Source organism: Loktanella atrilutea (assembly GCF_900128995.1).
Taxonomy (GTDB): Bacteria; Pseudomonadota; Alphaproteobacteria; order Rhodobacterales; family Rhodobacteraceae; genus Loktanella; species Loktanella atrilutea.
The window spans coordinates 1-22447 of record NZ_FQUE01000007.1 but is presented as its reverse complement, the minus strand read 5'-3'; the positions used below and the strand labels follow the sequence as shown (position 1 = coordinate 22447).

At 61.4% G+C, this 22447-nt stretch carries 24 protein-coding genes and 1 pseudogene; 11 read left to right on the top strand and 14 right to left on the bottom strand.

Annotation, left to right across the window (positions count from 1 at the left end; genetic code table 11):
- Nucleotides 1-60 precede the first annotated feature (60 nt).
- The 7 genes from BUA54_RS14100 to BUA54_RS14070 form a co-directional block, all read right to left on the bottom strand.
- Entirely contained in the window at nucleotides 61-438 is a 378-nt protein-coding gene (locus BUA54_RS14100) for a hypothetical protein (protein WP_072857905.1), read from the bottom strand.
- Nucleotides 435-731 carry a rod-binding protein gene (locus tag BUA54_RS14095; RefSeq protein WP_072857904.1) on the bottom strand — a complete coding sequence of 99 codons (297 nt, stop codon included), beginning with the start codon at nucleotides 729-731 and terminating at the stop codon, nucleotides 435-437. The genes BUA54_RS14100 and BUA54_RS14095 overlap by 4 nt, the downstream gene beginning before the upstream one ends.
- Before the next feature lie 11 nt (nucleotides 732-742).
- Entirely contained in the window at nucleotides 743-1843 is a 1101-nt protein-coding gene (locus BUA54_RS14090; protein WP_072857903.1) for a flagellar basal body P-ring protein FlgI, read from the bottom strand.
- 15 nt (nucleotides 1844-1858) lie between these two features.
- Complete coding sequence (locus tag BUA54_RS14085) at nucleotides 1859-2887, bottom strand: flagellin (RefSeq protein ID WP_143155437.1); 1029 nt, start codon at nucleotides 2885-2887, stop codon at nucleotides 1859-1861.
- A 56-nt stretch (nucleotides 2888-2943) separates the two neighbouring features.
- The gene (gene flgK, locus BUA54_RS14080; protein ID WP_072857901.1) at nucleotides 2944-4353 is read right to left on the bottom strand and encodes a flagellar hook-associated protein FlgK; all 1410 of its coding nucleotides are present in this window, start codon (nucleotides 4351-4353) and stop codon (nucleotides 2944-2946) included.
- Nucleotides 4354-4367: 14 nt separating this feature from the next.
- Nucleotides 4368-5636 (bottom strand): flagellar hook protein FlgE, encoded by a 1269-nt coding sequence (locus tag BUA54_RS14075; RefSeq protein ID WP_072857900.1) that lies wholly within the window; start codon nucleotides 5634-5636, stop codon nucleotides 4368-4370.
- Between the two features lie 101 nt (nucleotides 5637-5737).
- The gene (locus BUA54_RS14070) at nucleotides 5738-7363 is read right to left on the bottom strand and encodes a hypothetical protein (RefSeq protein WP_143155436.1); all 1626 of its coding nucleotides are present in this window, start codon (nucleotides 7361-7363) and stop codon (nucleotides 5738-5740) included.
- A 237-nt stretch (nucleotides 7364-7600) separates the two neighbouring features.
- On the opposite strand from BUA54_RS14070, the gene flgF reads away from it, so the two are divergent.
- The 5 genes from flgF to BUA54_RS14045 all read left to right on the top strand — a co-directional run bounded on the left by flgF (nucleotide 7601) and on the right by BUA54_RS14045 (nucleotide 11251).
- A complete protein-coding gene (gene flgF / locus BUA54_RS14065; protein WP_072857898.1) occupies nucleotides 7601-8344 on the top strand; it encodes a flagellar basal-body rod protein FlgF in 744 nt (247 codons plus the stop codon).
- Between the two features lie 28 nt (nucleotides 8345-8372).
- Nucleotides 8373-9158, top strand: coding sequence for a flagellar basal-body rod protein FlgG (gene flgG, locus BUA54_RS14060; RefSeq protein ID WP_072857897.1), 786 nt, complete (start codon nucleotides 8373-8375; stop codon nucleotides 9156-9158).
- Nucleotides 9158-9817 carry a flagellar basal body P-ring formation chaperone FlgA gene (gene flgA, locus BUA54_RS14055; protein WP_084114421.1) on the top strand — a complete coding sequence of 220 codons (660 nt, stop codon included), beginning with the start codon at nucleotides 9158-9160 and terminating at the stop codon, nucleotides 9815-9817. Before flgG ends, flgA begins: the two co-directional genes overlap by 1 nt.
- A complete protein-coding gene (locus BUA54_RS14050; protein ID WP_072857895.1) occupies nucleotides 9814-10584 on the top strand; it encodes a flagellar basal body L-ring protein FlgH in 771 nt (256 codons plus the stop codon). Before flgA ends, BUA54_RS14050 begins: the two co-directional genes overlap by 4 nt.
- A gap of 82 nt (nucleotides 10585-10666) precedes the next feature.
- Entirely contained in the window at nucleotides 10667-11251 is a 585-nt protein-coding gene (locus tag BUA54_RS14045) for a hypothetical protein (protein ID WP_072857894.1), read from the top strand.
- A 9-nt stretch (nucleotides 11252-11260) separates the two neighbouring features.
- Here the strand turns inward: BUA54_RS14045 and BUA54_RS14040 are convergent, their stop codons facing one another.
- The 6 genes from BUA54_RS14040 to BUA54_RS14015 all read right to left on the bottom strand — a co-directional run bounded on the left by BUA54_RS14040 (nucleotide 11261) and on the right by BUA54_RS14015 (nucleotide 16919).
- On the bottom strand, nucleotides 11261-11917 hold the full coding sequence (locus tag BUA54_RS14040; RefSeq protein ID WP_178352754.1) for a flagellar hook assembly protein FlgD: 657 nt from the start codon (nucleotides 11915-11917) through the stop codon (nucleotides 11261-11263).
- Nucleotides 11918-11944: 27 nt separating this feature from the next.
- On the bottom strand, nucleotides 11945-13174 hold the full coding sequence (locus tag BUA54_RS14035) for a flagellar hook-length control protein FliK (RefSeq protein WP_072857892.1): 1230 nt from the start codon (nucleotides 13172-13174) through the stop codon (nucleotides 11945-11947).
- Between the two features lie 42 nt (nucleotides 13175-13216).
- Nucleotides 13217-13936, bottom strand: a complete 720-nt coding sequence (locus BUA54_RS14030) for a hypothetical protein (RefSeq protein ID WP_143155435.1) — start codon at nucleotides 13934-13936, stop codon at nucleotides 13217-13219.
- Nucleotides 13937-14118: 182 nt separating this feature from the next.
- Nucleotides 14119-15039, bottom strand: a complete 921-nt coding sequence (locus BUA54_RS14025) for a flagellar motor protein MotB (protein ID WP_425434972.1) — start codon at nucleotides 15037-15039, stop codon at nucleotides 14119-14121.
- 33 nt (nucleotides 15040-15072) lie between these two features.
- Nucleotides 15073-15507: a Ros/MucR family transcriptional regulator gene (locus BUA54_RS14020; RefSeq protein WP_084114419.1), complete on the bottom strand. Its 435-nt coding sequence runs from the start codon at nucleotides 15505-15507 to the stop codon at nucleotides 15073-15075.
- A 200-nt stretch (nucleotides 15508-15707) separates the two neighbouring features.
- Nucleotides 15708-16919 (bottom strand): hypothetical protein, encoded by a 1212-nt coding sequence (locus BUA54_RS14015; RefSeq protein WP_143155434.1) that lies wholly within the window; start codon nucleotides 16917-16919, stop codon nucleotides 15708-15710.
- On the opposite strand from BUA54_RS14015, the gene motA reads away from it, so the two are divergent.
- The 6 genes from motA to BUA54_RS13985 all read left to right on the top strand — a co-directional run bounded on the left by motA (nucleotide 16919) and on the right by BUA54_RS13985 (nucleotide 21676).
- The gene (gene motA, locus BUA54_RS14010; protein WP_072857887.1) at nucleotides 16919-17785 is read left to right on the top strand and encodes a flagellar motor stator protein MotA; all 867 of its coding nucleotides are present in this window, start codon (nucleotides 16919-16921) and stop codon (nucleotides 17783-17785) included. The two genes, BUA54_RS14015 and motA, sit on opposite strands and share 1 nt — an antisense overlap.
- Complete coding sequence (locus BUA54_RS14005; protein ID WP_072857886.1) at nucleotides 17782-18051, top strand: hypothetical protein; 270 nt, start codon at nucleotides 17782-17784, stop codon at nucleotides 18049-18051. The genes motA and BUA54_RS14005 overlap by 4 nt, the downstream gene beginning before the upstream one ends.
- A complete protein-coding gene (locus BUA54_RS14000; RefSeq protein WP_072857885.1) occupies nucleotides 18048-18476 on the top strand; it encodes a hypothetical protein in 429 nt (142 codons plus the stop codon). Before BUA54_RS14005 ends, BUA54_RS14000 begins: the two co-directional genes overlap by 4 nt.
- Nucleotides 18477-18564: 88 nt before the next feature.
- On the top strand, nucleotides 18565-18990 hold the full coding sequence (locus tag BUA54_RS13995; RefSeq protein ID WP_072857884.1) for a MarR family winged helix-turn-helix transcriptional regulator: 426 nt from the start codon (nucleotides 18565-18567) through the stop codon (nucleotides 18988-18990).
- 23 nt (nucleotides 18991-19013) lie between these two features.
- The gene (locus BUA54_RS13990; RefSeq protein ID WP_072857883.1) at nucleotides 19014-20135 is read left to right on the top strand and encodes an HlyD family secretion protein; all 1122 of its coding nucleotides are present in this window, start codon (nucleotides 19014-19016) and stop codon (nucleotides 20133-20135) included.
- Nucleotides 20132-21676: a DHA2 family efflux MFS transporter permease subunit gene (locus BUA54_RS13985; protein WP_245810686.1), complete on the top strand. Its 1545-nt coding sequence runs from the start codon at nucleotides 20132-20134 to the stop codon at nucleotides 21674-21676. Before BUA54_RS13990 ends, BUA54_RS13985 begins: the two co-directional genes overlap by 4 nt.
- 252 nt (nucleotides 21677-21928) lie before the next feature.
- Here the strand turns inward: BUA54_RS13985 and BUA54_RS20585 are convergent.
- Nucleotides 21929-22351, bottom strand: a pseudogene (locus tag BUA54_RS20585) (hypothetical protein); the annotation flags it as partial.
- Between the last annotated feature and the right edge of the window lie 96 nt (nucleotides 22352-22447).

The following is a 22447-nucleotide window of genomic DNA, read 5'->3' as shown; positions in this document are numbered from 1 at the left end:
TGCAGTATTTCTACCGCCTGTTCGAACCATCAATTAAGTTTCAGACAAAATTGAGGCAATTTAGAAGTTCTTGTCGACCATTGTGTGGCCTATTGCAGAATTGTCACGCTTTGCGCCGGTCGGACCGTACAGCCCTGCAGCGCTGTGCCGTCTGCGCGTGTGGGTGACCTCCTGAATGATTTCGGCAGTCGCCAGTTGGGCCTGTTGCAGCTGCTCGCTGCCCCGTACGATCAGATCCTTCAGGCCCCGCAGGACCTCCTTGCCGACCGCATCCGGATCATCCTGCAGCTGTTTTTCCAACAGCGCGCCAAGACGTGCCTTTTCGCTAGAAAATGTCACCACGCGGTCGAAATCACCGCTCTCAATCGCGGCGATTTCTTGCCGGAGGACCGATCCCAGCGCGTCGATGGCAGTCAGTACCTTGCGTCGATCGGTCATAGATCCCGTCCCGTGCCGTAACGCTCCATCGCCGAGGAGATGTGTCTCGCAATGCCTGTAGAGCTTTGATCAGCGATGCTTTGACCGATGGCATTGGACAGAAAGCTGCGCCACGTCTCTTCCGCATGCCCGCCGCCAAAGCTGCCGATGTCGATGGTCGACAGCATTTCATCGACCATCTGCCCCATGAACATCGCCTCGAAATCCTTTGCCGATTCTGCGACCTGCTCGCCGTTCGCATCAGCGGCCGGTTTGATGGCTAGCGCCTTCGGTGTCAGGGGGGATATATCCATTCTTCTTCCGCCTAGATGATCTCAAGATCGGCATGCAGGGCCCCGGCCGCCTTGATCGCCTGCAGGATCGAAATCGTCTCTGTCGCGCCGACCCCGATGGCGTTCAGTCCATCGACAAGTCTTTGCAGGCTGACGGACCCGTCGATCACCGCAAATTTGGCGTCACGCTTTTCGACGCCGACGGTCGAATTGGGAACGACGACGGTTGTGCCGCCGATCGACAGCGTCTCCGGCTGGCTGACGTTGAAGTCGTCACGCACCGTGACGGTCAGCCCGCCCTGACTGACCGCGACGCGGTCGATGCGGACATTCGCGCCGATCACGATGGTGCCGCTGCGTGCATCGATGATGACCTTGGCCACCTGATCGGGCTCGACGATGATCGGCTCGATATAGGCCATCATCTCCATCATCGAGACCTTGCCGCTCAACTCGATCGCGATGGTCCGCGGGTCCATCGCGGTCGCGGCCCCCGGCAGTTCAGCGTTGATGGCGCTTTCGACCCGCTTGGCGGTGACGAAATCGGGGTTCCGCAAGGCCAGCAGGACGCGATCAAGATCGTTGAATGCAAATTCGACTTCGCGTTCGACGATGGCACCGTTCTCGATACGGGCCCCGGTCGGGACACCCTCGACGATAGAGGCGTTGAGACCCTGCGCAGCATAACCCGCCACGGCGATCGGGCCCTGCGCCACGGCATAGATCTCTCCATCTGCGGCGGACAGCGGTGTCACGATCAACGTACCGCCGCGCAGGGACGAGGCATCGCCGAGAGAAGACACGACGACGTCGATCGTGGAGCCTGCACGTGCGAAAGGCGGCAGATCGGCGGTCACCATGACCGCGGCGGTATTGGCCGTCCGCATCTGGTCTTCCGTCAGGTTGCCGATGCCAAGGCGCTCCAGCATCCCCTCGATGGCGCGCTGCGTGAACGGCGCATTGCGCAGGGAATCGCCGGTCCCGTTCAGCCCCACGACCAGACCGTAGCCGACAAGCTGGTTCGAGCGGACGCCTTCCACAGTCACGATATCCTTGATCCGTACCTGCGCCATGGCGGGTGTGGCCAGGGCCAGGATCAAAAAGGTCAGAAGAAATTTCAGCAGCGCGGTCATCGTGGGCACCCCCGCCTACAGGTAATTCAGGAAGGACAGACGCGAGAGTCGCGCCGTCACGGCGTAGCTTGATTCAAGCTGGGTCTGCAGTTGGGTCAGGCGGGTGGCCGCGTCATATTGGTCCGTGCCTTCCAGAAGCAACTGTTCCTTCGCCAGCAACGTGCCGCGGCTTTGCTGCGTCTCCGTTATGGTCGACAGCCGGGACCGCAGGACACCGGTGTTGGTTTCAAGCTCTGTCGTGCCGCTGATCCCGTTCGCAATCGCGTTGCGCGCCTCGTCGATCCAGGCGGCACGGGCGTCCGGATCGCTGATCTGGCCCGCATCGACTGCGCTGACCATCGCAAGGCCGCGCATCAGATCGCGCATCGCGGTGGCATTCGCCTGTACCGGCTGCGCCATCGTTTCGGTTGTCGATACCCTTACCGTCAGCGGCGGGTTCACCTGACCGTTCGCATCGCGGGTCGGAGAACCGTTGTAGAAACTGGCCTCGAAATTGCGCGAGGGGTTCGTACTGTCGCTATCGGAAAAGACGGCCTTAAGGGCGGCGATCTTCGACTGCACGTCGGCCAGGGAATTCATCGGGCCGCTCAGGACATCTTCGACAATCCCGGCAGGCGACAGGCCCGTATCGGGATTGACCTCGGTCCAGCCTTGCAGGGGGCTAACGTCGCTGCGCGTTCCGCTCATCAGAAAGCCAGAGGAATCGCTGACCGCGCTGCGTTCGATCAAGGTATCGATCGCGGAACGCGCGATCTCTGCCAGGGATTTCGATCCCGTGCTTGTCAACGCCACGAATGACTGGTCGAGCACATCCTGCGCCGCCGTCCGGATCGATCCCAGCGAGGTTTCCACCGCCAGAAACCGGCCGTCAAGCAGCGTGTTCGACGCAATGAACCCGTCATTTCGCTGGATCTGCATGCGTATGGCGATGGCATCCGCCGATTTGTGGCCCAGCGCGTCGAACGGCTGCGCCTTGAGGCCGGTCGTCACTTCCCTGGACGCATCAGAGATCTGATCCGCAAGTCGGCTTGTCGTCTCTCGCATCCGCAGTCCCTGCAGCGCGGTCGACACAGATCGCGAAATTTCAGTCACTGTTCATCTCACACGGCATTCAAAAGGGTGTCGATCATGTTCGACAGACTGTTCAGCACCTGCGAATTGGCGCCGTAACTCTGTTCGATCTCCAGCAGCTTTTGCAGTTCGGTGTCGATATTGACGCCTTCCACCGTGCTGCGGCCGTCTTCGAAGGCGGCAAGCCGGATACCCGCCGTCCCGGCCGCGCGATCGGCGATGACGCGGATTGTGTGCTGCGCGCCGACCATATTGGCGGCCATGTCGCCCAATCGCGCCGAACTGCCCAGACCGGCGTCCGTTGCGATCGGGCGTGCCGTGTCGAAGGCCGTGATGAAGGCATTGATCTGCGCTGTCGCACCGGCATCGCCGGGCGTTGCGGCGGACATGCCGTCCCGCAGCCGCCACAGGGCGCCGCCCGCGTCCGGCCGTACGGCCGCGTTGATGCTAAGCCGACCCGCCAGCCCATCGCGTTGCGCCGGATCGAAGGCGGCGCCGGCATCGGTGAACAATCCCGGCTGCCCGGCCATGAGAGAGCTGTCCGCCGCCTCAAACCCCTCAACCAGTCCGCGTGCCAGTTCGTCCTGCTGAAGCTTCATCTGCGGAATGACCGTCGACAGCATCTGGCTAAGACCCGCAAGGCGGCCTGCCGTGATGCCCCTCACCCCGGGCCTGTCCGGCGTCAGATCCGTGCCGTCCGCAATAATCGCGCCGCTTTGGCGATCGACGGACAGACGGGCTGCATCGGTCCCATTGACAAGTTCCGTGCCACCGGCAGTGAACAGGCTCAGCGTCCCGTTCGCCTCCCACCGGGATTTGAAATCCATCTGGCTGCCGAGTGCATCCAGACGCTGGTTCATTTCATCCATCAGACTGCTGAAGCCAGACGTTCCGGCGGTTTGCCCCAGCAGTCGTGCGTTCAGGTTCGCGATATCCGACAGCGCGGTATTCACCTCGCCCGCGGCACTCTCGAAACTGGCCCCCGCCTGCGTCCGACTGTCTTCAAGTGCATTGGATGCCGTGTTCAGGCTGCGGACCAGCATGTCGGCACGCGCCAGCACATCCGCCTGAACGGACGGATTTGACGGATTGTTCGCCAGAAGATCAAGGCCCGCCTGAAACGTGGCCATCCGCGCCGCCGGTGAAATCTCGTCTGCAATGTCACCCAACGTCGACAGATATCCGCGCAGCACCTCGCCGCCGACGCTGGCTTTCCCCAATGCGGCGCTTGCATCTCGCGACATCGCCGCAAGTCGGTCGTCGATCTGTCGCACCATGCGCAGATCGACCGACTGCCCGCCACCACTGACCTGCGTGCCCTCGCGCCGCGTATAGCCGGCCGTGCTGGCATTCGCGATATTGCTCGCGACAAGATCGGCCCGCGCTTCGGTGACGCGCAGGCCGCTGCTGGCAAGGTTGAAGGCCGAGGAAATGCTCATTCAAGCGATCCGGATCAGCGCTTGATACGCAGGGTTTCGTCCAGCATCTCGTCGCTGGTCGTGATGATCTTGGCGTTCGACGAATATGCACGCTGCGTCTGGATCAGATCGGTCAGCTCTTGCGCGATATCGACGTTGGCCCCTTCCAGCACACCGCTGCCGACGCTGCCGACGCCATTCGACATCGCCTTGTTCAGTGTCACCGATCCGGACTCGAGCGTGGCGACGTAGGCGTTTCCATTGACGGACTGCATCTGGTTCGGATTGGTGACATTGGCCACCGGAATCTCGAACAGCGCACGACGTTGACCGTTGTCGAAGACACCATAAAGGACCCCCGTGTCGCTCATTTCGGCCCGCACGAGGCTGCCGGTTTCCGTCCCATCGTCGGTAAAGGTAGCGGGCGTCTGGTCGCCGGAGAATTGCGTCATGCCGTCGAAGCTGCCCGGCGCACCCAGCGAGATACTGATCTGCTGCGGCGTCGCGCCATTATTGATCGTCAGGTTCACGGTGCCGGTGGCCGGATCCAGCGGCAACCCGTTCGAGACGTAGCTGGCCGGGCTGCCGGCATTCGCGCCGCTGTCGTTGTAGTTGACCGCGGCGCTGCCATAGTTCGTCCCGGCATCGTCAGCGATACTGACTGTCCATTGGTTGGGCGTCGCGCTCGGCTGCCAGGACAGGTTCAGCTTTTCCGACCCGCCCAGCTGGTTCACGTAGCGCATCGTCGAAATGAACGGTGCACCGGGCGTCGCAAGACCCGTTTCCTGCGCGGGCATATTGCCCGCGGCGGCGATCACCGTGCTGGGAGAGCCGGCAGCCTGATAGCTCGAAATGTTCACCGTGCTGAGATCGCCGAAGCCGTTGCCGCTGACCGGGCCGGTCGCCCCGGCCGCATCCGTCGGAAAGCCGCTCAGGAAATAGCCTGCGGCATTGCGCAGGTTGCCGTTCTGATCCGGCGTGAAAGACCCCGCTCGGGTCAGGAAATAATTCGATTCGGCAGGATCGTTCACGTTCCGCGACACGACGAAGAAACCATCACCCTGCACGGCCAGATCGGTAGAGCGTCCGGTGCTGACCAGCCCGCCGTTCGACGACACATCGGCCCGCGTCGTCGACAGCACGCCGGCCTGCTTGCTGTTGGTGTTCTGCGTGACGAACTCTGAAAACGTGCGGCGATAGCCAACCGTGTTCGCGTTGGCGATGTTGCTCGAAATGTTTTCGACCTTGGAGGAGTTGGCCTGCAACCCACTGACCCCGGTTTGCAGGGCGCTGGTAATGCTCATGACTTACATCCATCTGCATGCGTTATTCTTGACCTATACTTAACGATCTGCGCCGCAAGGATAGTAAGCAAGAATAAAAAATCCTTCAGTCGTCATAAATGTCACTCGCTGGCCTCACCTGTCCCGACGCTTTTGACGGTTTCCAGAACGCGATCCGCATTGGCCATGCTCAGGCGCAACATCTCGGTGCTCAGGCCTTCCGCAGCCGGCGCAGGCCCCAGCAACCCCGTTGCAAGCTCCTCCCACGCCGGCAGATCGGTCAGCGTCGGAAAGGCCGCGGCCGTCCGGCGGACCGTATCCATGTCACCGGCCTGATAGGCAGCCAGCGTCAGACGTGTCGCATCGGCGAAGGTGAATTGCGCCGGATAGGTCGCCCGTAGATCGTCCAGCGCTTGCTTTGCAGCATCCCATCTGCCGCTTTCATAAAGCCCGACCGCACGGTCGCGGCGGGTGTCGATATCAAGCGCCAGACCGCGGAGTTGCGTCATCTGATCCGATCGTCCGGCCTTGCTGAGGGCTTGGATCAACAGACGTTGCATCTGCGGGTCGGCATCCGGGCGATCACCGAAGCTGATCAGCAGGTCGACCGCCGCATCTGCCTGCCCGCCCGCCAGCAGGGCCTGCGCTTCGTCCCGGCGCAGACGGTCGATGACGTCAGGATCGAGCACAGACTGGCCCATGCTTCCCGCGCTTTCGGCAATCGCCCGCAGGCCGCGAAATTCCCGCGCGGCAATTGCCGTCATGCCCGCACCAAACAGCGATTCGGGCAGGGCAATGGCGCTTTCGATGACACCCTCCTCCAGCCCCCAGTGCGACATGATGGCGGCATGACCCTCGATAAAGGCGTCCAGCGGCATGTCCCCCGCGGCACCCGCCCGGTAAAAATCGCTGATGACTGACAGCGCGTGCTGCCTGGCCTGTTCCGCTTCTTCCGGGCTGTCGGCCGTGGTCATGACGCGCTGCAGTGCCCAGAGCGCCGCTTGCGTATCGCCCAATTCCGCCGCATAGCGCGCCAGAAGCGCCGCGCCCTGGGTGGCATAGCGATCGCCGCTCCACGACCACCGTGCTGTTTTCAGCAAGGCGACGGCATCCTCCAATGGGAGGGTCTCGGTGCGACGGCCAAGCTCGACGATCGCCAATCGCGCCCGGTAGGCATAGACATCACCGCCCTGCGCAGCCTCGGCATAGCCATCGAAGGCCGTCAGCACGTCTCCGGATTGTTCCGATGCCCGCGCCAGAAGGAAGCGGTAGGCGGCGGAATCCCGCAACATGGGATGCCTTGAAAAATCGGATGCCAGTGCCTTGGCGGCATCCCAATCATCGGCAGCCAGAGCCGCTTCGAGAAGATCGGGTAAAATGGCCGCCGCGATAGGGTCGGAAAGCGAAGACAGCCCCGCAACCGCCAGGGGTAAAAGGTCGGCATCCATATCACCCGACCGCGCCAGCGCTGCCGTGCGGAGGGCAACGCCTTGCGTCCACCCCTCGGACGCCGCAATGGCAGGGAAAGACTCCGCAGTCGCACCCAAAAGGTGCAAGGTTGTCGCGATGCTATGATGGCGCGCCAACGATCGGGCATCCAGCCCCTCCGTATCGACGGCAGCCAGATAGCCCGACGCTTCGGGCAGCATCATCTGCGCCAGATGCAGCTCTGCAAGGTCGAGGTATAGCGCGGCACGCACGGCGTCGGCTTGCCCCTCGGAGGTGACCGGTGCGGACAATTGGACCATGAGCGCGCGCCGCTCTTTCAGAAGATCGCGTGCACCCCACCCGGTCAGATCCAGGTTCCCGAATGCCGTTGCGGATTCGCTTGCGGCGGGAGAGGCCAGCAGCGAGGTCATGGCAAGAACGGCGCACAGTTTTCTCATATAGGATGAACAAATTCAGTTTATACTTGATATTGTCCATCACATAATGCACGTAATCGACAAATAATCCATGCTATATTTGCCATTGCAGGGCTTGAGATGACTGAAACCAGCTATATCGGCCTGTCCCTTGCAGCGACGTTGCAGCGTCAGCTGGACATCACGGCGAACAATATCGCGAACGCGAACACCGCCGGTTACAAGGGCGAGCACGTTCTGTTCGAAAGCTACCTGCAGAAGGACGTGCCGATCGGTCAGGACGCTGCATCCTTCGTCAACGACAGCGGGTCCTATATCGACATGCGGGCCGGGGCACTGTCCCAGACGGGCAATCCACTCGATGTGGCACTGAACGGCGATGGCTGGTTCGGATATCGCACGCCGGAAGGTCAGCAGGCCTATGGCCGCGATGGCAGCTTTACGCTCGACGCGCAGGGCAATCTGTTGACCACCTCGGGCGCGACGGTCCTGAACGAAGGCGGCGCGCCCATCGTGCTGCCGACCGACGGGATCGGAGAGCTGAGCATTTCCGAAGATGGATCGATCTCCGGCATCGGCACCGGGCCGCTCGACAAGATCGGCGTCTTTCAGATTCCAGATATCCAAAGCTATTCGCGGATCGGGTCGAACATGATGACCGCCCCCGAAGGCGCCGCCGCCCCCCGACCGGCAGAAGGGACGCAGGTCGTCCAGGGCGCGCTGGAACTGAGCAACGTCAATCCGATCCGCGAGATGACCAGACTGATCGACGTGCAACGCGCCTACGAGCGGACCAATACCCTGATGGGCAATGCCGACACTTTGCGCAGCGACACGTTGCGCCGCATATCTCAGGCCGTTTGAGCCTTTTTGACATGGAAGGACTGACACGATGAAGGCACTCGGCATCGCGGCGACCGGCATGATGGCGCAGCAGACCAACGTGGACGTCATTTCCAACAACATCGCGAACGCGAATACCACGGGCTTCAAATCCAGCCGCGCGGCCTTTCAGGATCTGATCTATCAGTCGATGCAGCGTGAAGGCGCGTTGACGTCCGAAGCGGGCACGGCCCGCCCTGTCGGCATCGACATCGGTCTTGGCGTCCAGACCGTCGGCACCGTCCGCCTCAATACACAAGGCGGCATGCTCGCGACAGAGAATTCGCTGAACGTCGCCCTCGACGGGCGCGGCTATTTCTCTGTCATCATGCCCGATGGCAGCCAGGCCTACACCCGCGACGGGTCGTTCCAACTGTCCGCCGAAGGCGAAATCGTGACCATGCAGGGCTATCAGGTCGATCCGGGCATCGTCGTTCCGGAAAACACCACGTCGGTCGAGATCAGCGAACAGGGGCTCGTCATGGCCTATGTCGAGAATGATCCGGTGCCGGTCGAACTCGGCCAGCTCAGTATCGCGACCTTCATCAACGAGCCGGGCATGCGACCGGTCGGCAACAACCTTCTGCTGGCCACGGATGCCTCCGGCGAGGCGCAGACCGTGAACCCGGGCGATCCCGGTGCCGGACTCGTGCGACAGGGCTACCTCGAGGCATCGAACGTGAACGTCATACAGCAGATCACCGACCTCATCTCGGCACAACGCGCCTACGAAATGAACTCGAAATCGATCGAGACCGCCGACCAGATGATGACCTCGGCTAACCAGATTCGTTGATGCGCGTTCTGGCGATCATAGGCCTGTTCCTTCTGGCGCTGGCACAGCCCGCGCTGGCTGCGCCCGTCGACATTTTGATCGAAGAGCGTGCCCGCGCGGACTATGCCGCGGACCTGCCGGACGATTCGGCGTTCGAGGTCATCCTGGCAGAGCAGCCGCAGGCCGACGTCGTCACGCTGGCGGAGTTCTGGATGGACGTGCCGTCGGGCAAGTTCCTCGTCAATGCCGTGCTCAGCACCGGGACAGTCCAGCGGCTCAGCGGTCTTGCCGTCGTCTCGATCCCCGTGCCGGTGCCGAACCGCCGGATCCTGCCGGACGAGATCATCGGCGAGGACGATCTGGTTTCCGCAAATCTGCCGATGGGTCAGGCCCAAGGCTACATCGTCACTGCGGTGGACGACGTGATCGGCAAGCAGGTTCGCCGAATGCTGTCGCCGGGTCGACCGATTCAGGCGCAATCCGTCATACAGCCCTTGGTCGTCTCGCGAGGCGACCGCGTCGACATCGTGTTCAGCGACGGCCTTCTTTCACTGTCCTCACCCGGGCGCGCCCTGGGCGACGCCCATCGCGGGCAAGAGGTCCGTATCGTAAATCTGGTCAGCAACAAAACGGTCACTGCCGTCGCCACCGGCGACGGAACCGTGGAGATCCTTCGATGACATTCCTGTCCCCCCGCGCCGCTGTGGTCGCAGCGGCATCCGTGCTGGCATTGACCGCCTGCAACCGCGCCGAACAGTTCGACCGCACGCCACAGACCTCGGAACTGGTCGTCGATGCCGTCGCGATTCCGGAAGTCGCCCGGATTCAGGTGCCGATGCCCGCGGTTGTGGCCGTCAGTCCCCGGACCGGCAGCGCCAAGGCTTCCCTGTTCTCGGCACGACAGGAACCGCTGTTCGCGGATCAGCGTGCTGACGACGTCGGCGATATCGTGACGGTCCTCATCAAGATCAGCGACAGCGCCCGTCTTCGCAATTCGTCCGACCGCCAGCGCGACGGCAGCGGTTCCGTGGGCTTCCCCACCTTCTTCGGCTACGCATCGAAAATCGCAGCGATCCTGCCGGGGATCAGCCGCAGCGACCTGCCCACCGGCGATATCGTCGACGTCAGTTCGCAGATGCAAGCCAGCGGGTCTGGCGCAATCAACCGCAACGAGGAAATCGACCTCAAGGTCGCGGCACTCGTGATCGAGAAGCTGCCAAACGGTACGCTGGTCGTGGCCGGACGTCAGGAAATCAAGGTCAACGACGAATTGCGCGAACTGCGCATGGCCGGCATCATCCGCCCCGCCGATATCCTGAACGACAATACGATCTCCTACGAAAAGATTGCCGAGGCCCGCATCGCCTACGGTGGCCGCGGCAGCCTGTCTCGCACGCAAGAGCGTAGCTACGGCGAAGACGCGATGGATGTGATCCTGCCTTACTAATCGCAATACGGCCACATATTCAGGCCACGACTGCCGCAATCGCTGCGTAATCCAATCGATGTCTTCTTAGGAAAGGTCGATTGTGAAAAAAATTGCAATCGCGGTCGTGGCCCTCCCCCTGACGTGTTTGGGGACGGGATACGCCGCGGGTCTCGCGATCATTCCAGCCGTTCCCCCGCCGGCCGCCGCGCAGGACAACGTCGATCATGACCTCTCGTCGGACGTGGCGGCGGATGGTACGGAAGGACACGCCGCCACGGCACATGACGCGTCGCCCGTTGCTGCGCCTGACGGACATGCCAAAGGCGAAACCGACACCCTGAACCCCTATCTTCTGGCAGAAGATCGCAGGGTCATCCGCCTTGGGCAGATGACCGTTCCGGTCGAGAAGCTTCACAGCGTGACCTATGTCGTTGCGGATTTCGCGCTGAAGCTCGCCGACATCGAAACCGCCGATCGCTATGCCCGGGTGGAAGAAGCGACACGCCTTCGCGATGCGCTTCTGACCGCGATGAACGTCGCCGCGGAAAGCAACGTTCTGCGCGGCGTCGCGATCGACAGCGATGCCGTCTCTGACATGCTTCTCGGACTCCTGAAAAAGAACTTCGAGGGCGTCGACGAGGTGCTGTTTGTCTCGCTTTACAAGCAGGACGTCGCGCGGATGTAACGTGACGCCTTACAGCACCGATCGCACGACCTGAGACAGGACATTCTCGCCATTGCTCAACTGCAGTTCCGGTCCGCGCGCGGTGAAGTTCACGCGCTCGACCGCTGCCTTGGTCAAGGCGGTCGCCGCGATCGGATCACCATTTGCGTCCATGGCGGCAACCTCGACCCTGAAAATCCCCGGCGGCGTCGGCAACCCAACCGCGTCGCGGCGGTCCCATGCCACGTCGATCGCCTGACCGTCGACGATGGATGGTCCGGTCAACTCCCTGACCAAACTGCCCTCTTCGGAATAGATCCGGATCTTGACCTCTGACGCGCCCGGCTCGACCTCGTAGCTAAGCGGGAATTCGGTTTCGGTCATGCGCACCTGACTTGAAGGAACCACGACATCGCGGCCGATCATCTGCATGTCGGACATTCCGCCCATGGTCGCCAGCATGCCGCTGATGGATTCAAGGTTGGCATTGGTCGAGATGCTCTGCTCGACCTGCGTCAACTGGGCAAGCTGCGAAACGAACTGCGTCGAGTCGACGGGCTCCAGAGGGTCCTGATTCGAAATCTGGGCGGTCAGCAGTTTCAGGAAACTGCTGTAGCTTTCCTTGAGCTCGACCGAGGCTGTCTGTGATTCCGATTGGGTCGTCGTGCCGGTCAGGCCGCTGGCCAAAGTGCTGCTGATCATCGCCCTTGCCTTTCAGGTCAGAATATCGAGCAGGCCAGAGCCGCCGGCCACCCGCGTCGCGGGGGCAGATGCAGCATCCACATCCTGTTCGATGGATAGATTGGTCCGCATCGGAGCCGGGGTCCTTTGCTGGCTCTGCCGGCCGCGATCGTCGAAGGTCTGGAAATCCAGATCGGCGGTGTCCATCGAGATTCCGCGCGATTGCAAGGCATCGAGAAGCTGGTCCTTGTCGTGCCGCAGAACGTGAAGAACCGACGGCGAATCCGCCGTCATGGCGATCTGCACGCGTCCTGCTTCGGTCCGTACCACCTCGATCTCGATATCACCCATGCCATAGGGGGACAGAGAGAAGCGAAACTTCGCATCGCCCAGATCCGCTGTGCGGATCTGCTGGCCGACATGCTGGCGAAGCTGGTCGTCGGGTGACGGTGCGTGATGCGGTGCAGCCATCGGGGTCGGGGCAATCCGATGCATGTCCTGCGGCACCTGGACTTGCGGCAACGCCGTAACAGCAACATCGCGCGGCAAACTATCCGGCACGGTGCCGGCGGTATTAACCGCAACAATCCTAGGCAAAGCAGCCGCAGGCTCCGGTTGAGGCCCTTTCAGACCCTCCGCACCTGACACCTCAGAAGATTGGATGGCAGCCAAAGCCTGAACATTTTCCGACGTCGCCGGCTGCTGTGTCGTCTCTCCGCGCGATACCCCTGCTGCGCCCTGTTCCGTCGGCTTAGCAACCGAAGGCGCGACCGCCATCTCTCTCGCGACCGCAGGTACTCCGGCAAAGGCAACGCTAAGCTGCGTGACAGTCGTGGGAACGGGAAAGGCCTGCGACACGATATTCTGCAGGTCTATTGCCAGCTCTGGGTCGGATAATTGCGACACCGTATCCAGATCCCCGAAACCGGCAGACCCCGTTTCACCAAGTGCGGCGGCAAACGCGGCCAGGACTTCCTTGGGCTTCACATCCTCGCCGGTCGATTGAAGGTCGGCGATCGTTTGGGTCAGCAATGCCATCAGCCCTTCGGCTGTTGTCACGTCGAAGGAGTCCGAAGATACTTCGCTGGTTTGGGCTATGCCATCCAGTCCGGTTGCAACCGGCGCAAGCAGGATCGGCGCCGGGTACGTCCCAGCCGCCTGCTGCACCAGCGCCGCGAATTGAAGCGTTTGGCCGGGTTGCAATGCAGTCGCACCATTCGCTGCTGGCTGCACGGGTGCGGCCGGCAAGGCGAAGGACATCATGGTGTGCCTACGAGCAAACGGTCCAGTTCAGTCGCCAAATTATCAGGAAATGCCGACATTGCCACGCACCGTCGACTGCGAGACATAGTCGAGACCGTCGTTCACCAGCAGCTTGAGCCGCAGGGTACATTGGTTCAGCATCAACTTCGAATCGAACTTCATCAGCGCCGCCAGCGACTGCGCCATCTTGTTCACGACGCTATGCTCACGCCCCTGCTCGCACAGGTTCGCAACTGGCGTATCAAGGAAGAAGTCGTCCGCATCTGCTGGATGCCCCCAATACTTCGCAAGTACCGCAGTCAGGCCAGCGCGGAATGCAGCGGGGTCGAGGCCTAGCTGCGTGATTGCGTCCGCCTGCACAGCCTTGCAATAGGCCATTCCCAGGGTGTGAAGCACGCTATCCTCTTCCGCAAGCGGGAACACACCGCGGCAGACGACATGCAACAGCATCTCTCCGACGATCGTGCCGACAGCGTGAGAGATATCGGAAAATGCGTTTTCATTCCGGATGATGACGAGCGAGCCGTAGGGTACGCAGGCGTCCAGTTCTTCCGCAAGGACATCGCCAAGAGTGATGCCCGGAATGCATTCAATGTCGTCCGCCATCACGGATGGGTGACCGGACCAACCCTGAATTTGAAATACTGACGTTTCGACCGGGACAAGCGTCTTGATCAACAACTTCAACTGGTTACAATCGTCTGCGCGATCTACACAGCACGCACCTTTCCAGATGCTCTGCGTAAGCTTCTCTTCCTGCATTTACCGCCTCGTTCCGGACATTCTGTCCTTGTTAAACCCAAGCTATAATTTTTTATTTTTGCTTGGAACTTGCTCACGCACCAATCGTTAATTTGCAGGTCCGAATGCGTCAACAGCCTTGTCGGGAATGCCGAGCTTTGTCAGGGTTGTTGCAAAATTGCAAAATTGAATGACAGCGGCGTTCAGTCCGCATCAAAGACCAACCTGATCGAGATCCGTCGATTTTCCGGCGCCAGAAGATCGACCGTATCAATCGGTTGCGTGTCAGCGACTCCAGATATGCGCGCAAACCGCGCCGGGGCGATCCCGGCAGCGATCAGGGTTCGCCGCGTCGCATTGGCGCGATCCGCCGACAACTCCCAGTTCGTATAGCCCGCGTCACTGCCATAGGTGGCGGCATCCGTGTGGCCGACGATTTCGACCGGCTGATCCTGTGCCGCGATGACATCGCCGATCGCTAATAAAAGCTCGCGGGTCTTCGCACTGACCACGGCGCTGCCCCTGTCGAAAAGCGACCGTTCATCTTGGTCCAGAACCTGAACCGTCAACGCACCGGCCGACTTCTCCAGACGGATATTGCGGGCCAGATCGCTGAGAGCAGCGTCCGAGTTGATCCGTTCCGCGATCTCGTCGGCCATCCGGTCGATCTCTTGCTGGCGCTGTTCAGCGGCCTTGCCAGCCGCAGCGTCGGCAGGGTCCGACGGCTCCTCGCTTTCCAGATATTCGACCACGACCTCTGGCGGGTTGTCGCGAAGCCGGCTGTCGAACACCATCATCGGATTGTCGCGCCCGAAGCTTGGTACCGCGACCGAACCCGTGACATCCTGGGCCCCGGTCAGGATCCCGGGCGCAACAAGCGGCCGCAGGTCGTTCGCCCCGTCGGATGACGCGCCATTGTCGGACAGGGTCGGCGTAAAGTAATTGGCCAGACCGCGCAGCTTTTCCTCGTCAGAGGCGGCAAGGATCCAAAGCAGCAAAAAGAATGCCATCATCGCGGTCATGAAATCGGCATAGGCCACCTTCCAGCCGCCGCCATGATGCGCATGCCCACCGTCCTCATCATACCGCTTGATGATGATTATGGCGTTCTTCTTATTGCTCAAAACCACGTCCTCACATAGGCGTCAGACAGCCTTTCAGCTGATTTCGGCGTTCCTGTCAGCGGATTCGCGGCTGTATGTCCCAAGACCGGACTGCCGGGCATAGTCGGCCTTGCGCTTGCTGTAGCTTGGCGCGACCAGCGGCACATCTGCATTCAGATTGAACATGACGCGGTATTCTTCTTCGCTCAGGCCATGTTCGGCGCCGATATGCCGCTTCAACATCTTGAATCCCTTGCCACAGCACAGGCAATAGATCGTGTCCGGCGTCATGGCCTGCTCTGTCGGAATGGCGGGGACCGCCAGCAGTCTGCCGGCCTGCGTCTTGGCCGCCTCCACCGGGCCAGCCTGAAGCCGCGCGACCAGCGTGATGATATCATCGATCGAAACATCGGACCGGCTGGCGAAGCCGGCGACGATCGTGGCAATCGCGTCCTCGTTCAGGACGTTCTTCATGGAATGAGTTGGCATAGCGTCAACATCCTCGAAAAGTTCAGTGTGCCTTCTGCAACTCTCATACCGACCGAAACCGAATGCTCAGTCATACAAATTACAAAGACATGATCCGCCTTCGTTTGCCTTCGATAGCACGATTCGGTCTATCTTTGAAACAATACAAGTATAGCCAAGCATCTTTCCGCCCAGCTGTGCTGAATTGAGCGTTTGGCAGATCAAGGCCGGACGTGTGCAACGACGCCCTGCTCCACCGGCCGGGCGGCATCCCGGGCCGCGGTTTCGGACGCCACCGCCTGGGTGAACACCATGCTGAAAAAGCTGGCCACCGTCAGCCCGGCGACGGCGATCAAGGGAATGTGGAAATTCTTCTTCAGCTTTGCCCGCAGGCCGGTCTGGCGCGGCAGAATCGCGAAATCATCCTCCGGCTCATCCGGCTTCGCATCGACCTCTGCCGGGATCAACGCGCCGAATTCGACGAACACGCCACGCGGCATCACCGCGACCTGCACCTTGCGGCGGCCGCAATTGTCCGCAAACCCTGCCGGAAAAAGTTCGATGGGGATATCGATGATCATGTCATCCTTCGGATGCCAGCGCGCCGGCAGGATGTTGCGCGGAATGTAGATCGATGAAAAGTCGTCTCGCAGGGCAATTTCCCGCACAAGCGTCGGCACCGCAGGCAGGGGAAAGTCGACCTTCCTTGCAATCCGGACACGACCACCGACAAGCCACATCTCCAGACTGACGTAATGACTCTCGTCGCCGGAAAGCTCCTCGGTCGACAGATACCCGGCAGGAGGGCTCGACTGGGGTGCGCGCTTCTTCGGCGCGTTCCTGGAACCGAACGCAAAGATCTTGTCCGTCCGCACCCGCGCGGCAAGGCTGTCATCGTCGACGCGTCGGGTCCGCATCAGCTTTTCGAAGTCCAGACTTTCCTCGCGGGCGAAATTGTAGTTGATCAGATAGTCCTCTGCCGTCTCGCGCAGACTGCTGCTGTCCTGGATGGACTTCAGCAATGCGTTTTCTTCCGAGAACAGAAGTCGGCGCGTCGGGTATCCTTCAACCTGCGGGCTGACAGCGAAAGCCCCGACAGGGCGATCAAGGATCTCTGTGACACGCCCAAAGATCCGTGGCTCTTCCTCGTCGTGGAACACGACGAATTCGCACAGGCCCGTCGCATCCATGCAAAGCAGCAAGCGCATCTCTTCTGGCCAACCGGGCGACAGAAGCGCCAGTTCTTCCGGATCGACAAAGTAAACGAAGGCATCCGGATCGGGCGCCGTATCTGCCGTATCCAACTCCGCACCCTCGTCTGGCAAATGACTATGCATCAGATAAATCCATGCTGTTTGGAATATAATACTTGCTTCAGGCGTTATACTCAAGGATAAACTATGGATAGTTTCTGCAGAGAGGTGAAGAAACAATGACACTCCTTATCGGTCTCGTCATGGTCTTCGGATTGGTCTTCGGCGGCTTCATGATGTCCGGCGGCAACATGGAAATCGTGCTTCACGCTCTCCCCTACGAAGGCATGATGATCGGCGGCGCGTCCCTCGGGGCATTCGTCATCGCCAATTCCTTCTCTGTCCTGAAGTCGTCCATCGGCGGGGTCGTCCGCGTCATCAAGGGCCCGCGGTGGAAGGCCAGCGATTACAATGACCTGCTGAACCTGATGTACGAGCTGGCCCGTCTGTACAAAAACAAGGGCATCGTCGCGATGGACGAGCACATCGAGAATCCGGAAACCAGCCCGATCTTTCAGCGCTACCCCAAGCTGATGAAGGACCATTTCGTCACCGACCTGATCAGCGACAGTTTTCGCATCATGTCGATGCAATTCGACGACCGACATCAAATGGAAGACGTCATCAACCGCAAGATCAAGCGCCACCACCACGAAGTCCTGATTTCGGCCCGCGCGATCCAGAGCATGGCCGACGGTCTGCCTGCGATCGGAATCGTCGCCGCCGTTCTGGGGGTGATCAAGACGATGTCGTCGATCGACAAGCCACCGGAAATTCTGGGGGCCATGATCGGCGGCGCGCTGGTCGGAACGTTTCTTGGCGTGTTCCTGGCCTATTGCATGGTGCAGCCCATCGCCGGCCGGCTGGAGCAGATCGAGGAGGAGGACGGCGCGATCTATACCGTCATCCGCGACATCATCGTGGCCATCGTTTCCGGCTACGCGCCGGGCGTCTGCATCGAACTGGGCCGCGGCAATATCCCGACCATGAAGCAACCCAACTTCTCGAGCGTCGAGGCATCGCAGCGGGAATTGCCGGCGGTATGACGGTTGCACGTCTCGGCTTGATCGCCGGCGTCTGGGTTCTGGCGCTTCCGGCCTTCGCCGCCGGGTCGGACCCTGCCGTCGACCACGCTCCCGCAGCGGCGGCAGACACAGCCGACCCGACGGCACCGCCCCTGCCGACATCCATGCAGCGCCATGGCATCGCGGGTCACGTGCCCCCACCGGAAGGCATAGCGATACTCGATCCTGCCATTCTGGCGGCCATGCGAAGCCGGCTGGTCATTTACGCACGGGAGCCCGAGGAATGACGAACCGCCGTCGCGACGGCCTTGCCGTGCTTTCACGGCTGAAACGACACGAGATTGAAGCGGTGGCGCAGCAGATGGCCGCGGTCAACAGCGCACTTGCACGGATCGAGGCCGAGCGGAAAGACCTGCTGGATCATATCAACGAAAGCGGAGAGAGCGACGGGCTCGAAGGCGCACGCCTCCGCTCTGCCTTCATTCGAAACGTCTCTGAAACCATTCGCGGAAAAGACGCCGAAGCGACGCGCCTTCGGGAAAGCAGCGCCGGCGTGCATCAACGCCTGAACGATCTCTTTTCCGATGCGAAACGCCTCGACATGATTGCCGCTCGTCGGGCGGAGCAGCGCAAGCGTCGCCGCGATCAACGGGAGACAGCAGCCCAAAACGAGGCGTTTCTGGCGATCTGGATGCAGGACCGTATGTCCTGACAGAATTGCTTCGGCGGCTTTTTCGGCCCCGTCACCTTTACATCATACGAACCTTTACTATATCGGTCCGTATGAATGAAATACTGGAATGCAGATCGTGAAACGCCTTGGTCTTCTGCTGCACGAAACGGCCGCGGCGATGAAGCGGGAATTCGAACGTGCGGCACGTCCTCATAAACTGACGCTGACGCAATGGCGGGTGCTGGGCCATCTGCACCGCGAAGGCGACGCGCGACAGACGGATCTTGGTCAAGCCATCAACGTCTCTCCGATGACGATCAGCGATGTCGCCGAGCGACTGGAACTGGCGGGACTGCTGCGGCGAGAGATCGACCCCGACGACAGCCGCGCGAAACGGCTTGTCCTGACACAGGCCGGAACCTCCGTCGTCCTGAAGATGCAGGCCGTAGCCGACGGCGTATTCGACAAGGCGCTGGCCGGCATCCCGGCCTCCGATGTCGATACCCTGACCCGCGCACTGACCCGCATGACTGAAAACCTCGAAAACCGCTGAACGTCCGACCAAGGATCAAATCCATGAGCGCTGCCACAAATCGCATCAAGCCCGTCCCGACACCTGCGCAGGACGCCACGATCACGACGGTCGACGGTCAGCAGTCCCCCCCGGCCGAAAAGCCCGGCCGCAAGGGTGGCCGCCGCCTCCTGATGCTGGCCCTGCCGCTGCTGCTGGTTCTGGCGGCGGGTGGTTACTGGCTCATCGGCGGGCGCTACATCACAACCGACAATGCCTATGTCCACCAGCCGATGGTTGCGATTTCGTCGGACGTTCCGGGGCGCATCGTTGCGGTCGACGTGGTCGAAAACGAACATATCCCGGTCGGCGCATCCCTGTTCGCAATCGACCCCGAACCCTATCAGATCGCGCTGGACCAAGCGAATGCGGCGCTGGCCAGCGCGCGGCAATCCGTGGGGCAGTTGCGCGCTGCCTACCAGACGGCCCGTGCGCAACTGGACGCGGCCCGCAGCATTATGGAGATCAAGCAACGCGAATTGGAACGCCAGCAATCGCTCGCGGATCGGGGTCTCAGCACGCCTGCCGCGCTGGACGAGGCATCGGTCGCGGCGCAATCTGCCGAAAACAGCGTTCAGGTGGCGCAAAGCCAGCTCGATGCCGCCGCCGCCGGACTGGGCGGCGATCCGGACATCGATACCGATGCAACGCCCGCGGTCCGTGCGGCGCTGGCCAGTCGTGACGCAGCGGCGCGCAATCTGGACAATACCCGGATCACCGCGCAGGTGCCGGGGATCGTCGCACAGATCGGCAGCCTGAATGTTGGAAACCACGTCGCCGCCGGTGGTCAGATCGCCACCCTCGTGCAGTCCGACAACACCTGGATCGACGCGAACTTCAAGGAAACGCAACTGGGCGGCATCGTCGTCGGTCAGCCCGTGACAGTAGAGGTCGATGCCTATCCCGATGCCGAACTGCACGGCAAGGTCGAAAGTATCGGATCGGCCACCGGGTCGCAGTTTTCGCTGATCCCGACGCAGAACGCGACCGGGAACTGGGTCAAGGTCGTGCAGCGGCTTTCGGTCCGGGTGTCGCTGGACGACACCGGCGATGTTCCGCTGCGCAACGGCATGAGCGCGACGGTCTCCGTCGATACCGGTCATTCGCATCTGGACGACCTGCGGTGAAACCGCCCGTCACGCTTTCTCGACCCAATATCGAGGTCAAGGCCCGCGGCTGGCTGACTGCGTCGATCATGCTGGCGACCATCATGCAGGTGCTCGACACCACGATCGCCAACGTCGCTCTGCCGCACATGGCCGCCAGCCTCGGCGCCACGCAGGAAGAGATCACCTGGGTCCTGACGTCCTACATCGTCGCCTCGGCCATTGCGACGCCGCTGACCGGCTGGGTCGCGGACCGCATCGGGCGGCGCATGGTCTTTGCGGGCGCGATCGCCGGCTTCGTCGCCTTCTCGATTCTTTGCGGCCTGTCCACCAGTCTGGAGGAGATGGTGCTGTTCCGCATCTTTCAGGGCTTCTTCGGTGCGGTCCTGATCCCGCTGGCACAGGCGGTCCTGCTGGACATCAATCCCCGCGAAAGGATCGGCCAGGCGATGGCGATCTACGGTGCCGGGATCATGGTCGGGCCGATCATCGGCCCCACGCTGGGCGGTTACCTGACAGAGGTTTTCAATTGGCGCTACGTCTTCTTCATCAACATTCCCGTAGGACTCTTGGCGCTGGGGGGCGTGCTGGCATTCATGCCACAACAGGAGACGCGCCGGCGCCGGTTCGACCTGTTCGGCTTCGCCGCACTGGCGATCGCCGTCGGCTCCCTGCAGATGGCCTTCGACCGGGGTCAGGCTGTGGACTGGTTCCAGTCCGCCGAGATCTGGCTCTACACCGGTCTGGTCCTGTCGGGGCTCTGGGTCTTCGTGATCCACTGCATGACCGCAGACACCCCTTTCATCGACCTTCGGATGTTCCAGGATCGCAACTTCGTCATGGGGCTGATCTTCATCTTCGTGATCGGGATGACGATGTTTTCCGGCCTGGCCCTTTTGCCACCTCTTCTGCAACGCTTGATGGGCTATCCCGTGATCGAGACCGGTCTGGTCATGGCGCCGCGCGGCGTCGGGACGATGCTGTCGATGATCGTCGTGGGCCGGCTGGTGGGGCTTTTCGACCTGCGGGTGCTGATCTTCTTCGGCCTCGGCCTGACCTCCGTCTCGCTTTACATGATGTCCGGCTTCGATCTTCAGATGAATGCCAATCCGATCATGATGACCGGAGTCATGCAGGGCTTCGGTCTGGGGTTTGTATTTGTCCCGCTGTCGACCCTGGCCTTCGCCACGATCTCGACGGACCTGCGCGGCGACGCCACCTCGATGTTCAGCCTCGTGCGCAACGTGGGATCCGGCGTCGGCATTTCGCTCGTGACGACGGTCCTCGCCCGCATGAACAGCGTCAACCACGAGGACATGGCCGCGAGCCTGACGGCCGCGGCGCCGCAGGTGCGGATGCAATTTCCTCAACTGCTGACCGGCGACCCCCTGTCCGTGACGATGATCGACGGTCTGGTTGCCCAGCAGGCGGCGATGATCAGCTATCTCGACAACTTCCTCCTGCTGCTGATCCTGACCGTCGCGGTCTTGCCGATCGCGCTGTTCCTGCGCCGCCCGAAGACGCCGATCAACGGCAGCCATGACCCCGCGGTGATGGAATAGCGGTCGCGGAGCAAGTGGTACTATGAGCTACCCCCGAAATGCGAACGCTGACACAAGCTACGACCGAAATCGCCGACGATGCACGACACCCGCGCGCGTTTCTCGAGTCGTCCAATCCATAGAAGCGCCATCGGCCGCCAAGGTATCCTTTGACGGCTATTGCTGAAATAGTGCCCAAGCGACGGCTTCGGTCAGATTGATGAGAACGCCATCATTCGCGCGATGTCGCCGGTCCGGATCAGATGCCCTCGGGAACCCCCACGTCTTGCGCGCGTTTGTCAGGCCGACTAGCAGATCGGCAATCACCTCGTTCTCATCGCTGAGCAGCGGGCTGTAGCGATAGCACGTCTCATCTACAGGGGCTTACGCGGCCCCACCGGGGGCCACGGTCCCCTTCCGATCACCGAATGTTCGACAGGCAAGTGCGATGCTGACCCCTCGGTGTTTTACGGCCTTGGCGGCCATCTCGCGTCGCTGAGATGGCCCGGTCACTTTTTTCCCAAGGCTTCCTTCAACAGATCAGCCTGCATGCTCAGATCCGCGAATATGCGCTTCAGCCGGCGGTTCACATTCGGCGGGGAAACAGTCCCCCGGACTGTTTGCTGATCCGCCTCATTCCAAGCTCTTCATTTGGCTGATCATGGACGCATCCATGCCGCCATACTTCGCGCGCCAATTAATGGGATGGATGTCTCTCCCGCCATCAGCAACGTTGCGGGTGTGACGCAGCAGAATGGAGAGGGAAATGACAGTCGCATTCCTTGGAATAGA

Bases quoted from the DNA above. Each gene is read 5' to 3' on its own strand.
- BUA54_RS14100 (WP_072857905.1), bottom strand. From the start codon at position 438: ATGACCGATCGACGCAAGGTACTGACTGCCATCGACGCGCTGGGATCG.
- BUA54_RS14095 (WP_072857904.1), bottom strand. From the start codon at position 731: ATGGATATATCCCCCCTGACACCGAAGGCGCTAGCCATCAAACCGGCC.
- BUA54_RS14090 (WP_072857903.1), bottom strand. From the start codon at position 1,843: ATGACCGCGCTGCTGAAATTTCTTCTGACCTTTTTGATCCTGGCCCTG.
- BUA54_RS14085 (WP_143155437.1), bottom strand. From the start codon at position 2,887: ATGCGAGAGACGACAAGCCGACTTGCGGATCAGATCTCTGATGCGTCC.
- flgK (WP_072857901.1), bottom strand. From the start codon at position 4,353: ATGAGCATTTCCTCGGCCTTCAACCTTGCCAGCAGCGGCCTGCGCGTC.
- BUA54_RS14075 (WP_072857900.1), bottom strand. From the start codon at position 5,636: ATGAGCATTACCAGCGCCCTGCAAACCGGGGTCAGTGGGTTGCAGGCC.
- BUA54_RS14070 (WP_143155436.1), bottom strand. From the start codon at position 7,363: ATGGTCCAATTGTCCGCACCGGTCACCTCCGAGGGGCAAGCCGACGCC.
- flgF (WP_072857898.1), top strand. From the start codon at position 7,601: ATGACTGAAACCAGCTATATCGGCCTGTCCCTTGCAGCGACGTTGCAG.
- flgG (WP_072857897.1), top strand. From the start codon at position 8,373: ATGAAGGCACTCGGCATCGCGGCGACCGGCATGATGGCGCAGCAGACC.
- flgA (WP_084114421.1), top strand. From the start codon at position 9,158: ATGCGCGTTCTGGCGATCATAGGCCTGTTCCTTCTGGCGCTGGCACAG.
- BUA54_RS14050 (WP_072857895.1), top strand. From the start codon at position 9,814: ATGACATTCCTGTCCCCCCGCGCCGCTGTGGTCGCAGCGGCATCCGTG.
- BUA54_RS14035 (WP_072857892.1), bottom strand. From the start codon at position 13,174: ATGATGTCCTTCGCCTTGCCGGCCGCACCCGTGCAGCCAGCAGCGAAT.
- BUA54_RS14030 (WP_143155435.1), bottom strand. From the start codon at position 13,936: ATGCAGGAAGAGAAGCTTACGCAGAGCATCTGGAAAGGTGCGTGCTGT.
- BUA54_RS14020 (WP_084114419.1), bottom strand. From the start codon at position 15,507: ATGCCAACTCATTCCATGAAGAACGTCCTGAACGAGGACGCGATTGCC.
- motA (WP_072857887.1), top strand. From the start codon at position 16,919: ATGACACTCCTTATCGGTCTCGTCATGGTCTTCGGATTGGTCTTCGGC.
- BUA54_RS14005 (WP_072857886.1), top strand. From the start codon at position 17,782: ATGACGGTTGCACGTCTCGGCTTGATCGCCGGCGTCTGGGTTCTGGCG.
- BUA54_RS14000 (WP_072857885.1), top strand. From the start codon at position 18,048: ATGACGAACCGCCGTCGCGACGGCCTTGCCGTGCTTTCACGGCTGAAA.
- BUA54_RS13995 (WP_072857884.1), top strand. From the start codon at position 18,565: ATGCAGATCGTGAAACGCCTTGGTCTTCTGCTGCACGAAACGGCCGCG.
- BUA54_RS13990 (WP_072857883.1), top strand. From the start codon at position 19,014: ATGAGCGCTGCCACAAATCGCATCAAGCCCGTCCCGACACCTGCGCAG.